This window comes from Alistipes provencensis (assembly GCF_900083545.1).
Lineage (GTDB): Bacteria > Bacteroidota > Bacteroidia > Bacteroidales > Rikenellaceae > Alistipes > Alistipes provencensis.
On the sequence record NZ_LT559262.1, the window covers coordinates 1,296,554 to 1,311,585 of the forward strand.

Consider the following 15,032-nt stretch of genomic DNA (forward strand, 5'->3'; position numbering starts at 1 on the left):
AGTCCTCGGAAGTTATTGCTTCCGAGGACTTTTTCTTTGTATGGGCACGAGCTCGGGCCCGTGGCGGGATTATCGGAGTGTGATGAGTTCGTACTGCTGCGATCCGAGGCCGATCGTCTCGGCATGTTCGAGCGTGTGGATGCCGTGGCGCGACTCCATGCGTTCGATCAGGTGCACTTTCCCGGGGTCGTCCGACGCATAGACCATATCCACGCATGCCTTGTCGAGCGCCACCGGGTCGAGCGAAGCCAATATGCCGATGTCGCACATCCGGGGCGCTTCCGGATGTGCGTCGCAGTCGCAGTCGACCGAGAGGTTGTTGGCCACGCTGATGTAGAGTATCCTGTCGCCGCAGTGGTCGGCGACGGCCTTGGCGGCTTCGGCCATCGACTCGAGGAAATCGTCCTGCGCGGGGAGGTTGCCCCACATTTCGCCGGCATTCTTCGTCTTGCCGGCGGAGTGTATCCATGCCTTGCCTGCGGATGAGGCGATGCCGATCGAGATGTTTTTGACGGCGCCTCCGAAGCCGCCCATGGCGTGGCCCTTGAAGTGCGAGAGGACCATCGTGAAGTCGTAGTTCAGGTAGTTCCTGCCGACGAAATCTTCTTTGAGGTGCTTGCCGCCCTTGACCGGCAGCGCCGTTTCGCCGTCGGCGTCCATGATGTCCACTGGGGCGATGGCCGTGAAGCCGTGGTCGGCGGCGGCTTTCAGGTGGTCGGCAGTACTCGCGCGGCCTCCGCCGTAGGCGGTGTTGCACTCCACGATCGTGCCGTCGACCTTTTTCACCAGATCGCCGATCAGTGCCGGCTGGAGGAAGTTGCTGCCGCCCGGTTCGCCGGTCGAGAGCTTGACGGCCACCCGGCCTTTGGCCTCACGGCCGAGGGCTTCATAGATTTTGACGAGGTTCTGCGGGTTGATCTCCCGGATGAAGTAAACCTTGGCCGGGGTATTATCCGGCGTGCGGTTCGCGCTGTTCGCCTGTCCGCAGGCTGCGGACAGCAGCATGACGGCGCCAGTCGTGATTGCTATTCCCAATTTTTTCATGGCATTTTCGATTTTAATTGCCGATTCATTCACGATACAAAATTAATGGAGGACAACGGTTTTTTCCTTACCTGGATTACCGGGATCGTTACCCCTATTCCGGTTTTCGGGTTTAACCGTTCCTGCGCATGGTCAGCGAGATACGGTTGCGGACGGTGTCGATGCCCGTCACCTTCACCTCGACGTGCTGGCCCAGATGCACCACATCCGCGGGCGATGCAACATACCGGTCGGCCAGTTGCGAGATATGCACCAGCCCGTCCTGCTTGACGCCGATGTCGACGAAGGCGCCGAACGCCGTGATGTTCGTCACGATGCCCGGCAGGAGCATCCCTGCGCGCAGGTCGTCGATCGTGTGCACGTTGGAGTCGAACGAGAAGACCTGCAATTGCTCCCGCGGGTCGAGGCCCTGCTTGTCGAGCGCTTCGAGAATGTCCGTCACGGTCGGCAGTCCCACTTCGCCGCTCACATACTTTTCGGGGCGGATGGCCTTGCGCAGAGTTTTGTCGGCAAGCAGTTGCTCGACGCTGACGCCCGCATCGGCGGCCATGCGTTCGGCAATGTGATACGATTCGGGATGCACGGCGCTGTTGTCCAGCGGGTTCGTGCCACCCACGACGCGCAGGAATCCGGCGGCCTGCTCGAAGGCTTTGGCCCCCAGCCGCGGCACCTTGAGCAGCGCCCTGCGGCTTTTGAAATCCCCGTTCGCGGCACGGTAGGCCACGATGTTCTCCGCCAGCGCGGGGCCCAGTCCCGAGATATAGGTCAGGATGTGTTTCGATGCGGTGTTGATGTTCACGCCGACCCGGTTGACGCAGCTCTCCACTACGGTGGTTAGGCGCGCCTTGAGTTTCGACTGGTCGACGCTGTGCTGGTACTGCCCGACGCCGATCGACTTGGGGTCGATCTTGACCAGTTCCGAAAGCGGGTCGATCAGTCGGCGTCCGATGCTCACGGCGCCGCGTACCGTCACGTCGTAGTCGGGGAACTCCTCGCGGGCCACGGCCGACGCCGAGTAGACCGACGCGCCGTCTTCGCTCACCATGAAGACCTCGACGTCCTCCAATCCCAGCCCGCGGACCAACTGTTCGGTCTCGCGGCCCGCCGTGCCGTCGCCGATGGCGAATGCTTCGGCCTTGTACTTTGCGGCCAGCGTTTTGAGGGTTTCGGCTGCTTCGGCGTAGCGGTTTTGCGGTGCGTGGGGATAGATCGTCGTGTTGTGGAGCAGATTGCCCTGCGAGTCGAGCGCCACGACCTTGCACCCCGTGCGGAACCCGGGGTCGAGGGCCACGACGCGCTTCTGCCCCAGCGGCGACGAGAGCAGCAGTTGTCGCAGGTTCTCGGCGAAGACCCGGATCGCCTCGTCGTTGGCCTTCTCCTTGGCCGCCGCCAGTTGCTCGGTCTCGATCGAGGGGCGCATCAGGCGTTTGAACGAATCCGTGGCCGCGGCCTCCATCCATGTGCGCGTCGCCGAACCGGGACGGATGAACCGGCGGCAGAGCCCCTCGATGCAGCGGTCGGCGTCGATGTCGACCGTGATCTTCAGGATGCCCTCGTCGGCTCCGCGGCGCATGGCCAGAAACCGGTGCGACGAGATGTTGCGCAGCGGCGTCGCGGCATCGAAATAGTCGGAGTATTTGGCTCCCTCGGCCTCCTTGCCCTTGACGAGTTTCGTGTGTACGACGCCTTCGCGGGCGAAAGTGCGGCGCAGGCCGTTGCGGGCCTGTTCGTCCTCCGAGATGCGTTCGGCGATGATGTCGCACGCTCCGGCGAGGGCCTCCTCGGGCGTCGGCACCTCGGCCGAGATATAACGCCGGGCCTGCTGCGCCGCGTCGCGGGCCTGCTGGGCCATGATGAGGTCGGCCAGCGGCTCCAATCCCCGCTCGCGGGCCACCGTGGCACGGGTGCGGCGCTTGGGTTTGTAGGGGAGGTAGAGGTCTTCCAGCTCCACCGGATCCCAGCACCCCTCGATGCGCCGGCGCAGTTCCGGGGTCAGTTTCCCCTGCTCCTCGATGGTCGAAAGCACGGTCTGGCGGCGGGCGTCGAGTTCGGTGAGGCGTTCCAATTGCTCCTTGACGGCGCCCACCTGCAGTTCGTCGAGCGAACCGGTCGCCTCCTTGCGGTAGCGGCTGATGAAGGGAATCGTCGCGCCGTCGCGCAGCAGGCGTACGGTGCCCTGCACTTGCGGCAGGGTGATCTGGAGTCGTCGGGAGATGATTTGTTCGATCATGTTCGAAAATCTTTGGACACAAAGATAGTGCAAGGTGAGCGGCAAACCAAACTTGTTTGGGTTTGTCCGAACCGCCGCCTGTCTAAGGCGTAGCCAAAGTAGTGCAAGGTGAGCGGCAAACCAAACTTGTTTGGGTTTGTCCGAACCGCCGCCTGTCTAAGGCGCAGCCAAAGTAGTGCAAGGTGAGCGGCAAACCAAAATATCCGGCAACCCGCAAGGGCCGCCGGATATTGTTGATATAACCGAAACGGTTATTTTTGGTAGGACGCTTTTACGAAAGGCGCTTTCTGGAGGTATTCGATGCACTCGCGGACACTGCGTACAATGTCGTTGTAGCTCGAACCTTCGATCTCGACGATGATGTTCTCGACACCAGCCGTTCCGGCATTGGCGAAGATGGCGTCGAAACCGACCATTCCGCTCTGTCCGATCTCACGACGGTCCTTGATGTGCAGCAGCTTGAATCGTCCCGGATACTTCTTGAAATAATCCACCGGGCTGGCCTTTCCCATCACGGCCCAATAGACGTCCATTTCGAACAGCACCTTGTCGGGATCGGTGTTCTCGATCATGTAGTCGAGCATCACCCGGTCCTCGATCTTCTCGAATTCGCGCGAATGGTTGTGGTATCCGAACTTCATGCCGGCGGCCTTGCAGCGGGCTCCTACTTCGTTGAAATAGCGGCAGTAGGTCGCCAGTTCCCCGAGTGTCGTGATTTTCCGCATCGAGGGAACGACGATGTATTCCGCTCCGGCGGCCTTGTGCGCCGCGATGCATTGGTCCCACCATTTGAGGGCCTTCGAGAAATCGCCCGAGGCCAGCTCCTCGTCGGAGAGGTTGAGCGTGCAGTGCGTGGAGAGGACCTTCATGCCGGCCGCCTCGACATCCTTGCGGAACTGCTCCGGAGACTGCCCGTAGAGTTTGCCGTCGGCATAGCTGGCGGCCTCGACCGAGGTGTATCCCATGTCGGCGAGCTGTTTGAGCACGGGCTTGTAGTCTTGGCTGTTGTTGCCGAAGGCCCCGATCAGGCTCCGCACGGAGTAGAGCTGGATGCCGACCTCCTTTTTCGGCGCTTTCGCCTTGGCGGATGCTCCTCCGGGGAGCATCGTCAGGGCGAGCAGCGCGCAAACCGCTGTAAAAAGATGTTTTTTCACGATGCGGTGACTTTAGTCGAGGACTTTGACGCGGATGTTACGGAACCATACGTCGTCGCCGTGGTCCTGCAATCCGATGTATCCTTCGTGGTTCTCACCGCCGCAGTTGTTGAGCAGTTCGAATGCCAGAGGCCATTTTTCGGGGCTGAACTTGCTGTTCTCGAGCATCTCGGTCCACTGGGGCGTCCAGAGATGGTATTCGACGACGTTCTTGTCGTTCTGTCCGTGTACGACGGTGCCTTTGTAAACCATGATCTTGGCCTTGTTCCACTCGCCGAAAGGTTTCTGGTTCTGGGGAACGGCCGGGATCATGTCGTAGAGCGATGCCGACTGTCGGTTTCCGTCGACACCCAGCTTGGCGTCGGGGTGGTTGGCGTTGTCGAGGACCTGATACTCAGGGCTCGAGATGTAGATGGGCTCCATCTTCTGCTTTCCGTCCTTGGTCGTTGCGACCTCCTGTGCCAGATAGAAGATTCCGGAGTTTCCGCCCTTGGATACTTTCCACTCCATTTCGAGTTCGAAGTTCTTGAACTTGTGTGCGAAGATCAGGTCGCCGCCCTCGCCGGTCTGGGCCTCGCCGCCGCCCGATCCGTTGAACTTGATGGCTCCGTTGTCGATGGTCCAGCGCGCAGGCACGGCGTCCTTGCCGTAGCCGCGCCAGCCGTTGAAGGTCTTGCCGTCGAAGATCACATAGTAGCCGTCCTTGTCCTTCTGGAACGATGCGAGGTCGGCCTGCGGGTTGTTCAGAACGGTGTATTCGGGAACGGTTTTCTTTGCCGTCTGGGCGTCTGCCGTTTCAGCGGTCTTGGCTGTTTTGCCGCCGGGGCCTCCGCAGGAGACCAGCGATGCGGTCAGTGCCGCGCATGCCGAGAATAAAAGGGTCTTTTTCATATTCGTACAGTTTTTAGGTTTTGTTGGATCGTTTCTGTTTAGAGCGGCATGGCGGGGAGTTCCCAGCCTTCGCGGTAGGTGTGGCGAATCAGCTCCTGCGCGAACTGCTGTGCGTTCACGGGATCGGTCCACGTTTTGTCGAAGGTCGGATGTCCGTCCTTGATGTGGAATCCGTCCTTGATGACGGTCTTGATCATGGCGTCGTCGGGAATGTTGGTGAAGCGCATGTTCTCACCGTCCCAGTGCAGCTCCTGATTGAGGCTTTGCAGACGGACGGCCAGTACGCCCATCACGACCATTTCGTTGAACGGTCCTGCCTCGGAGAAGTCCGAAGCGGACAGAATGCGGTCGTCGGCATCCTCCTTGCAGGCGCGCACCCAGTCCATCTGATGCGACTCGGTGATCTCGCGCAGCACCTTCGGGGCGTCGGGCACGCGGCCCGAGACCAGATAGGGGTCCTTGCCGTAGCAGCCGCAGATCAGCGTGTCCTTCGTTCCGTAGAAGATGGCGCCGCCGCCGCTCATGTTGAGGTCCTTGCCTGCGGGCAGTCCTTCGGGACGCTCGGGCATCAAGCCTCCGTCGTACCAGTGCACCTCGACTTCGGGCATGGCCACCTTGGGCATGTTGTCGCGGGCCGGGAATACGAACTTCACGCGCTGTGCCGTCGGAGCCGACTCGTTGAGCAGGAGCGTCGAGCTGCCCTGCACCTTGGTCGGGTAACCCAGCTTCAGACTTTTGAATACGGGATGGAGAATGTGGCAGGCCATGTCGCCCAGTGCGCCGGTTCCGAAATCCCACCATCCGCGGAAGTTCCACGGGGTGTAGGCGGCGTTGTAGGGGCGGTAGGGGGCCGGGCCGATGAAGGCGTCCCAGTTCATCGTCTTGGGAACGGCCATGTCCTCTTCGGGTCGTGCGAGTCCCTGCGGCCAGATGGGACGGTCGGTGAAGGTGTCTACGCGGCGCACCTCGCCGATCTCGCCGTTCCAGATCCATTCGCAGACCTTGCGGACGCCCTCGCCCGAGGCGCCCTGATTGCCCATCTGGGTGGCGACCTTGTGTTTGGCGGCCAGCTTGGTGAGCAGGCGCGATTCATAGACGGTGTGGGTCAGGGGCTTCTCGACGTAGACGTGCTTGCCGGCGGCTATCGCTTCGGCGGCGATGATGGCGTGCGTATGGTCCGCCGTGGCTACCATCACGGCATCGGCCGATTTGAGCAGTTCCTTGTACATCTTGCGGTAGTCGTTGTACTTCTTGGCCGCGGGATAACGGCGGAACACATGGTCTGCATATTTCCAGTCCACGTCGCAGAGTCCGATGATGTTCTGGCTCTCGAGCCCTTTCAGCACCGAGGCGCCGCGTCCGCCGATACCGACGCCTAAGATGTTGAGTTTGTCGCTGGGGGCGGCGGCATGCCCGAAATTCTTTCCAAGGACCGTTCCCGGGACTATCGCCAGCCCGAGGGCCGCTGTGGCTCCTGTTTTCAGGAACGCTCTTCTCGACATTTTGTTTGCCATCGTTTTGGAGGTTTAAGTTGGTTTGTAGTGGTTATTTGATGTTTTTTTCGATACTGTCGATCTCGTCTTTGAAAACCTTGTAACCTTTTCCGAGACCCTTCATCAGTTCGGGAATTTTCGTGCCTCCGAAGAGCAGCAGCACGACTAGGGCGATGACGACGATCTGTCCCACGCCGATAAATAGCAGATGGTTCATAGTTCGGGTATTTTAGGGGTTTCTGAGTTTGTCATACGCGTTTGCGCAGGAGTCCGTAACCGTTCTTCATCGTGCGGCGGCGTTCGCGGATTTGCTGCAGGGTCTCGAGCTCGCCGATGGCCGGGAGGTCGTGGCCTCGGGCGTCCTGCAGGAACCGCCATGCGTATTCCGAGGCGATCGCCGCGTCGCGGAACGTCGGCAGCATTTCGCTGCGCGCTCCGGTTTCGAGCTGCCCGGCGAAAAGTTTGCAAAGGGTGTCGATGTTCTTTCCGCCGTAGGGCTGGATGAGCCGGTGGGTCTGGGTCACGCCGTGGAGCTCGACGATCGCTGTCTTGAAGTCGTGGGTCATGCGGGCGATGCCCTTGGTGCCGATGATGTCGACATAGGCGTTGTGGGTCTGGGTCTGGGCCAGTTGCCCGTAGACATGCCCTTGGGTGATGTCGAAGACCACGCCGTTCTCGAACGTGCCGTGGCACTGGAGCCACCAAGGGTCCTTGTAGTTCCACATGCGCAGGGCCTGTGCGTTCCAAGTCTTGAATTCGGACCCTGCGTACCAGCGCGCGATGTCGACGTAATGCATACCGCAGTCGTGGAACGAGGGGCCTTCGTATTCATGCCCTTCGCCCGGGACGAGACCGGGCGTCATGTGGCAGACGCGCACGATGGCCAGTTCGCCGATCTCACCCTGTGCGATGAAATCCTTGATCGTATTATGATACCATGAGTTGCGCAGATAGAGGTTCACGGTGGAGAACAAGGACGTGCTTTCGGCCATTTCGACGGCTTTCCATTCGTTCTCTATGCTGTCGGAGATGGGTTTTTCGGCGATGACGTGCTTGCCTGCGGCAAAAGCCTTTTCGATCTGCGCTTTGCGGGAGTCGGCCAAGGCGAAGAGTCCTACGACCTGAACCGTGGGATCGTCGAAAATGAGCTGCTCGTCGGCGACGACCTGCGCTCCGGGAGCGAGTTTATGCGCCAGATCGCGGGATTCGGCGCAGGTGTCGCAGATGTAGGCGACCTCCCACTTTCCGCTTTTGCGGAGTTCCTCGAGGTAGAAACCGCCCATGCGGCCGAAGCCGATCAATCCGATTCTGATGGGGTTCATTGTTATAGTTGGTAAAAGTTGGTTAAAAGCCGGTTCCGCTTTAATACGACTGTATTCCGGATCATAAGATCCGGGATTTTGCCGCCTGTTTTACAAAAATAACCCTAATCGATGTCGGTTTGGAGAATTATACCTGAAAATGTAGTACCTTGATTTATTTATAATATTGGTTTTCAGTGATTTGATATTGTGAAAACCCCGAAAAAATGTAGTTGTTATAGAATGGTCTGCGTGTCGTTTCGGCGGATACTTCCGATTTTCATGACCGTTTTTTCGAAATCGTCCCGCGATGCGGCGGCCCGGTTTCTCATTCTGGTCCGGTAGTTATAGACCGTGCTCAGTGAGCAGCGCAGGAACGAGGCGATCTTGACGCTGTCGGTAATGCCCAGCCGGATCAGGGCATAGATACGCAGCTCCTTGTTCAGCAGGTCTCCGGATTTGGGTGTGATCCGTTCGGTCTCGACCAGCAGCGCGTTGAAATCCTCGATGAAGGTCGGGTAGAGGTTCAGGAAGATCTCGTCGAAATTCCGGAAGAGCTCATCCTGTTCGTCCTCCAGCATCGACGTGGACCGCAGTTTCCGGTACAGTTCTTCGAGTTTCCGCTCCTGTGCCATCTTTTTCAGCGATTTGCGGTAGTTGTCCATCTTGTCGATGTACATCGAACAGAGGTCGAAAAAGCGGGCGATGTATTGTACCTTGACGGTGTTCGCGTCGGACAGTTGTTCGTTGATCTCGCTCAGCTCGATGTTGAGCCGTGCGAGTTCCGCATTCGTCCCCGAGAGCTCTTTCCGGACCCGGGAGAGTTTCCGGACCTGCTGGTAGGCGTAGACGAACAGCAGGATGAGCACGACCGAAAGGACGCTGATCAGGATCAGGTAGTGTTGCAGTTTGACCTTGGTTTTGGCCTCTTTGTCCTGATGCGAGGCGATGATGATCGAGGAGAGCTCCGTCATCCGGACGATTCGGAACTGCATGTTGCTGCAAAGGGCGTCCTCGAGGGCCGACTGGGTGTATTTGTAGGCCCGCGAATAATCCTTGTGGTCGAAGTAGAGCTTCGCCAGCGAGAGTATCGCGCCGTTCTCTTTCGTGGCGTTTTGGATGTCGGCGATCGCCGAGAGGGTGTAGTATTTTTTCGCCAGCCAGTCGTCGCCGTGGGCCCGGTAGTGGTCGCCCAAGGTATTGGCGGTCTTGGCGTACTCGGGGGTTCCGGGCGGGATCTGTGCGAGGCGGTCCAGCAGCCGCTGCTCGGCCTGCTCGCGGGTTTCGGAGACGTTTGCCGGGATTCCGAGGTACCGCCGGAGCGAATCGCGGTAAATCTCCCGGTTATTCGTCGGGAAGCTGGAGCCGGAGAAGACCTCGTAGCATTCGTAAAAGAAGATATAGGTCCGGTAGTAGAGCTCGAGAAAACTGCGTGGCAGTTCCCTGCGGACTGAGTCGAGCAGTTGCCGGGCCTCGATGCAGGCGCCGCGGGACGAATAGAACCGGGCGAGCCGGATCGCTGCGGAAGCCGAACGGTCGCGGTCGCCGAGCCGGCGGGCGAGTTTCAGGTTTCGTTCGCCGTAGCGGATGGCCGAGTCGAGGCGGTATTTGTAGAAGACCTCGCTGAGGCTGTCGTTGATCGCGTATTCCTGCGCCGGGGTCAGGTTGGGCACATGCAGCATGCGCCGGAAGATGTCGATCCGCTCCTCTTTCTTTTCGTCGAAAAGCCGCTTGTTCCTGATCATGTAGTCCAACTGCTCCGAGAGCGGGGCGGTGTCGTCCCGGCTGCAGGCAGCCAAGAGGATCATGCCAGCTATCAGCAGGAGGTATCGTTTCAGGGATATGGGCTTTCGCGGTTTCATGGGACGTCTACTGCGCCTTGAGGACAAATACGGCGCTGTCGTATATCTTCGACAGGTGGGGGTTTATGCCGGCATTCATGAGCAGTTCACCGCTGAGGGTCTTGCCGTCGAACCAGAAGCGGGGTTTGTCGACGTTCAGCTCCCGCACGGCGTACCCGGCCTTGGGGTCGAGCCCGTCGAGGCGGAATTTCGGGATCAGCGAACGGCCCTGATAGTGCAGGCTGTAGGCGAAGAGCACGGCCTGCCGCTTGTCTTTCGAGACATACAATACCCCGTAGCTGCCGCTCTCGTCGTAGGGCGTGCCGATGCGGTAGAGGTCGCCCTGCATCACGATGTCGCGGTACTCCTTGTAGCTGGCGATGGCCCGGCGTGCGAATTCCTTCTCGGCGTCGGTCATCTGTTTGGGCTGGAGCTCCATGCCGAGACGTCCGGCGCAGGCCATGTCGAAGCGGAACTTGATCGGCGTGACGTTGCCCGTCTGGTGGTTGGGCACGGCCGAGACGTGCGAACCCATCGCCACGGCCGGATAGAAGAGGCTCGTGCCGTACTGGATGCGGGCCCTCGACAGCGCTTCGGTGTTGTCGCTGGTCCAGAATTCGTCGAAATACCGGAGCGCCCCGTACTCCACGCGGCCGCCGCCCGAAGCGCAGGCTTGGATCAGCACGTCGGGATATTTGGCCCGGATGCGCTCCATCACGCGGTAGAATCCCTGCGCATAGTCGATCCAGAAGTGCGACTGCTCGTCGGCGGGCAGATAGGCCGAACCCACGTTGTTGGCGTTGCGGTTGGCGTCCCACTTGATGTAGTCGATCTTGTCCGAGAGCTTCATCGTGTTGTCGAATGTCTCGAAGACGAAGTCCTGCACGGCGGGGTTCGAGAGGTCCAGCAGCCATTGCCTGCGGGTCTCGGGCGCGTCGCGCTTCGGCGGCCGCACGATCCAGTCGGGATGCTTCTCGGCCAGTTCGCTCTTGGGGTTGACCATCTCGGGCTCGATCCAGATGCCGAATTTCAGCCCCTTGCGGTGGGCGTAGGAGGCGATGTCGTCGATCCCGGCGGGGAGTTTCTTCTGGTTGACCTGCCAGTCGCCCAGTCCGGCGTTGGCGGCGTTGCGCGGGTACTTGTTGCCGAACCAGCCGTCGTCCAAGACGAACATCTCGAGCCCCATCGAAGCGGCATCGTCGATCATCTGTTTCAGGACCTTGGCGTCGAAATCGAAATAGGCCCCCTCCCAACTGTTGAGCAGCGTCGGGACGACCCGTTCGGCGTGGTAGACGCCATAGTTGCGGCCCCAGTCGTGGAGGTTGCGCGAGGCACCTCCGGCGCCGCGCAGCGAGTGGGTGTAGATCATCTCCGGGGTGGTGAACGACTCGCCCGGCCGGAGCCGGTATTCCGAAGCGTTGGGGTTGGCCCCGGCCAGTATGGTCAGCGCGTCGTATTCGTCGACCTCGAAGTTGAGGCGGAAATTGCCGCTCCACGCCAGCGCTCCGGCGATCACTTCGCCGCAGTTCTCGCTGAAGGCGTCACTCCCCAGCGTGAGCATGAAGGAGGGGTTCTCGGTGTGCGTGGTGCGCACCTCGCGCATCGACTCGATGCTTTTCGACCCGTGGGTCAGCAGCGTGTGGTCGACCTGCGCTTCGCGCGCCCAAGCACCGTAGAGATGTGTCAGCAGGTATTTGTCGGCTTTCAGCGTCAGGGCCGAGGAGTAGAAACTGTGTAGTGTGACGGGACCCTGTTCGCGGTTGCGGATCACCGCGTGCGTGGTGATGACGTTCTCCCGGGCATAGGCCGTGAAGACCAGTTCGACGTCCAGCGCCTGACTGCTGTCGCTCATCTTCACGACGGTCTCGGTGACGTTGGGGTCGGCCAGTTGCCGCGACGTGTGAGACACATAACGCAGGTCGGTGTTCATGTCCCCGTCGGCGTGGGTGACGCGCAGGGCCGGTTCGCGGAAATTCCGCCCGCCCATCGCGGGATAGGCCAAATCGTCGGTCCCGTGGTCGGCGCGGCGGGAACTCTTGTAGTCGGACAATGGGGCCGGGTCGTCGATGCGGCCCCCGAAGTGGCGGAAATAAACCTCTCCGCCCGAGCGGGCGGCAAGCACCATCGACACGTCGTCGGTGCGGATGTCGATGAGTTGTTGCGGAGTGGCGGCGGAAACCGCGCCTGCGGATAAGGCGGCGGAGAGCAAGGTCAGCAATCGGTGTATCATAGTGCGGTTATGGGGTTAGGCTCCCAAGATACGAAAATATCCGGACATATCCGAAACGATCCGAAATCATTTGTATTTCGGATGGGTTTCATTCAGAATGTGTATGCCACGCGCAGATAGCCGTAACGGCCCAGATAGGAGGTTGAGGAGGTACGCATGTAGTCGGTCTCGAAGACCGTCGAGGCGTAGTCCGGGCGGTTGAGGATGTCGACGACGCCCGCCGAAAGTCCCAGCCGGTTCTCCTTGCCGAATTTGCGGCCCGCCGCGGCGTTGAGGATCACGTTGTGGCGCGTTTGCGCATGCGAGTTGCTGTTGCAGTAGAATTCGTAGGCGTTCGCCACGGAGATGAAATATTTCCCGAAACGCAGGTCGAGCCGGGCGCGGACCGTCTCCCGCAGGTCCTGCGTGGTGCTTTTCTGCGTGGCATAAGAGCTCATCGAGGTCGAGGAGGCGACGGAAATCTTGACCTTGGACGAAAAACCCGATTCGAAGCCGGCGTTGAACGAGAGTGCATGGCGTCCCGAGTGGTAGAGCGCCTCGTCGAGGAAATAGGGGGTCTGCTGGAAACTGTAGTTGATTCTGACCCTGACCGTCGAACGCAGCGAGGAGATTTGCTGCGAGAAATCGGCCGATCCGCTGAGGTTGTAACAGCCTTCGACGTTGGTCTGTGTCGAGAGCTGTGCGCCCTTCTGGGCCGTATAGTCGTACTGGGGCAGGTAGGTCTCTTCGAGGAAGAGCCTGCGCTGCGAGGTGATGTAGTTGAACGTGTACCCGCCGCTGAAACGGATCGAGAAGGTACGGGCCTTCGGGGCGTTGTTGAACGAGAGTATCGCCAATCCCGAGAGATCGTTCGGCAGTTTGAGGTCGGGATTCCCGGCCCGCAGCGAGAGGGGACTCGTGGCATCGAGCGTCGAACGCAACGACTCGGTGGGGATCATCTGCGAATTGGACATGATGGTGACGGAGAACCGTCTGGCGGATTTGCCGGTCATGAGGTTGAACCAAGGATTCAACTGGAAGAATTGTCTCGGGAAGCGCCGCTTCTCCGGAAAGCGTTCGTTGCGGGCGATCTGGTAGATCGCTCCCGCGATAGACCCCATGATCCAGAGCCCGTCGCGGCCGTAGTTGATGCCGGCCCGCAGGCTGTGCGAATAGTTGTCGTTCGTGTAGCTGTAGGAGTTCACGGGATCCAACTGCCCCTTGGGATCACCCAGAAAGTCGATGGCCAGCATCTTCGAACGGTCGTAGTTGCGGTCGAAGGAGTAGGAGGTCGAGAACCGGGCGTTTTCCCCGATTTTATAGTTATAGTCGACCGATGTGCTGAAACTGTATTGGCTGCCGTCGCCGTTGTTGCGCAGCTTGACCTGCAGGCCCTGCACCGAAGCCGTCGTGTCGATCTGCCAGCCGTTCTGGTCCTGCGAACCGTAACTGCCTCTGACCGAGAACGACAGCGACGAGCGCTTGGAGAGGGAGAGGTAGTAGGAGAGTTGGGTGTTGAACCGGATATTCCGGTTGTCGGAGTCGTTGTTGAGCCGGGTGCGGGTTTCGTCGTCGTCGATCTGCCGGAAAGTGACGCTGCGGCTGTGCGACGAACCGTTTTCGAACGAAAAATCCGTCATGGCGAAAAAGGTGTTCTTCTTACGCTGGATGCTGGTCAGGTTGGAGATACTTGCTGAAAGGGCTTTCGAGAGGGACTCCCCGGAATTCTCCTCCGTCCGCAGGTCGTAATCTTCGGTGGGGAAATACTCCGTCGTCGAACGGGAGTTGCTGCTCTGGCGGCGGCGCTGGAAGTTGGCTCGGGTCGAGATGTTCGTCGTGTCGCCGCGGCGGTAGGTATATTCCGCCTGCACGTCGGTCTGCTTCGTCGGCGTGATCTTCGAATTGAACGAAACGTCTTCTGCCTGAGTGTCGTCCTTCAGGTTGGAGGCTTCGAGCCGCCAGTTGCCCTTTTCGCTGTTGCGGTAGTAGGTTCCGGTCTGCGAATGGCGGATTTCATGCCGTCCGGAGTAGTCTTTTTCGAGGCTTGCGCCGACCGAAGCCGCCAGATTGCCGCCCTGAAGGACGCTGCGCTTCGACTTGGTCTCCACATTCATCACCTTCTCCTTCCGGGCCGTGGTGTTGCCTTGCCGTATCGCCTCGGGGCTCAGCTCCTCGTAGACCCGCACGCTCTTGACGTCCGAGGCTTCCAGATCGCTCAACACATACTGGGAATTTTTGCCGAAGAAGTTTTTGCCGTCGATCAGCACCCGTTTGACCTCCTCGCCGCCGGCGAGGATCTTGTTGTCCTTGATCTCGACGCCCGGAAGCTGTCGCAAAAGCTCCTCGAAACGGTCGTCGGCCATGGTCTTGAACGCTCCGGCGTTGTAGACCGTGGTGTCGCCCTTGAAGACCATGGCGACCTGCTTGCCTACGACCACGACCTGCGCGATCGACTGTTCGTCGACCTCCATCTTGACCTCGATGCGGCTTCGGAATTCGGTCGCGGCGAATCGCTCTTTATAGGGTTTGTATCCGAGGTAGGAGACCTCCAGATCGACCGAGTCGCGGAAGATGCGGTCGCATTTGTAGACGGCCAGCGTGCGGTAGAAATCCTCCTTGGAGGTGGTGCCCCGCAGCGTGTCGGCGCCGCTCATGATCGAAACCGTGGCCCCGATCAGCGGGTCTTTCGTCTCCTTGTCCTCGACGGTGATCGTGACCCGGGCGCTGCGGGAGCCGGAGCTGAGGTAAACCCGCGACATTCCGCCCCGCATGATCTGTGCGGAGAGCGGGCCGGAAAGGCTGAAAAAGGCGACGAGCAACAGGGCGTAACGTGTCAAGCCGAAAGAAAAAGAGAGGTTTTGCGATGCAA

General features: G+C 59.9%; 10 protein-coding genes. All 10 read right to left on the minus strand.

The window, feature by feature from the left end:
• Nucleotides 1–69: 69 nt before the first annotated feature.
• Nucleotides 70–1,005: a DUF362 domain-containing protein gene (locus BN5935_RS05155; RefSeq protein WP_394330953.1), complete on the minus strand. Its 936-nt coding sequence runs from the start codon at nt 1,003–1,005 to the stop codon at nt 70–72.
• 151 nt (nt 1,006–1,156) lie between these two features.
• Complete coding sequence (locus BN5935_RS05160; RefSeq protein WP_064975178.1) at nt 1,157–3,274, minus strand: Tex family protein; 2,118 nt, start codon at nt 3,272–3,274, stop codon at nt 1,157–1,159.
• A gap of 251 nt (nt 3,275–3,525) precedes the next feature.
• Entirely contained in the window at nt 3,526–4,428 is a 903-nt protein-coding gene (locus BN5935_RS05165) for a sugar phosphate isomerase/epimerase family protein (RefSeq protein WP_064975179.1), read from the minus strand.
• 12 nt (nt 4,429–4,440) lie between these two features.
• Nucleotides 4,441–5,319: a 3-keto-disaccharide hydrolase gene (locus BN5935_RS05170; protein WP_064975180.1), complete on the minus strand. Its 879-nt coding sequence runs from the start codon at nt 5,317–5,319 to the stop codon at nt 4,441–4,443.
• 38 nt (nt 5,320–5,357) lie between these two features.
• Entirely contained in the window at nt 5,358–6,833 is a 1,476-nt protein-coding gene (locus BN5935_RS05175; RefSeq protein WP_204244891.1) for a Gfo/Idh/MocA family protein, read from the minus strand.
• A 31-nt stretch (nt 6,834–6,864) separates the two neighbouring features.
• Nucleotides 6,865–7,029, minus strand: a complete 165-nt coding sequence (locus tag BN5935_RS05180; RefSeq protein WP_010262072.1) for a Sec-independent protein translocase subunit TatA/TatB — start codon at nt 7,027–7,029, stop codon at nt 6,865–6,867.
• 31 nt (nt 7,030–7,060) lie between these two features.
• On the minus strand, nt 7,061–8,134 hold the full coding sequence (locus BN5935_RS05185) for a Gfo/Idh/MocA family protein (RefSeq protein ID WP_064975181.1): 1,074 nt from the start codon (nt 8,132–8,134) through the stop codon (nt 7,061–7,063).
• Nucleotides 8,135–8,349: 215 nt separating this feature from the next.
• Nucleotides 8,350–9,975, minus strand: a complete 1,626-nt coding sequence (locus BN5935_RS05190; protein ID WP_064975182.1) for a DUF6377 domain-containing protein — start codon at nt 9,973–9,975, stop codon at nt 8,350–8,352.
• Nucleotides 9,976–9,982: 7 nt separating this feature from the next.
• Complete coding sequence (locus BN5935_RS05195; protein ID WP_064975183.1) at nt 9,983–12,184, minus strand: alpha-galactosidase; 2,202 nt, start codon at nt 12,182–12,184, stop codon at nt 9,983–9,985.
• 92 nt (nt 12,185–12,276) lie between these two features.
• Nucleotides 12,277–15,000 (minus strand): peptidase associated/transthyretin-like domain-containing protein, encoded by a 2,724-nt coding sequence (locus BN5935_RS05200; protein WP_064975184.1) that lies wholly within the window; start codon nt 14,998–15,000, stop codon nt 12,277–12,279.
• Between the last annotated feature and the right edge of the window lie 32 nt (nt 15,001–15,032).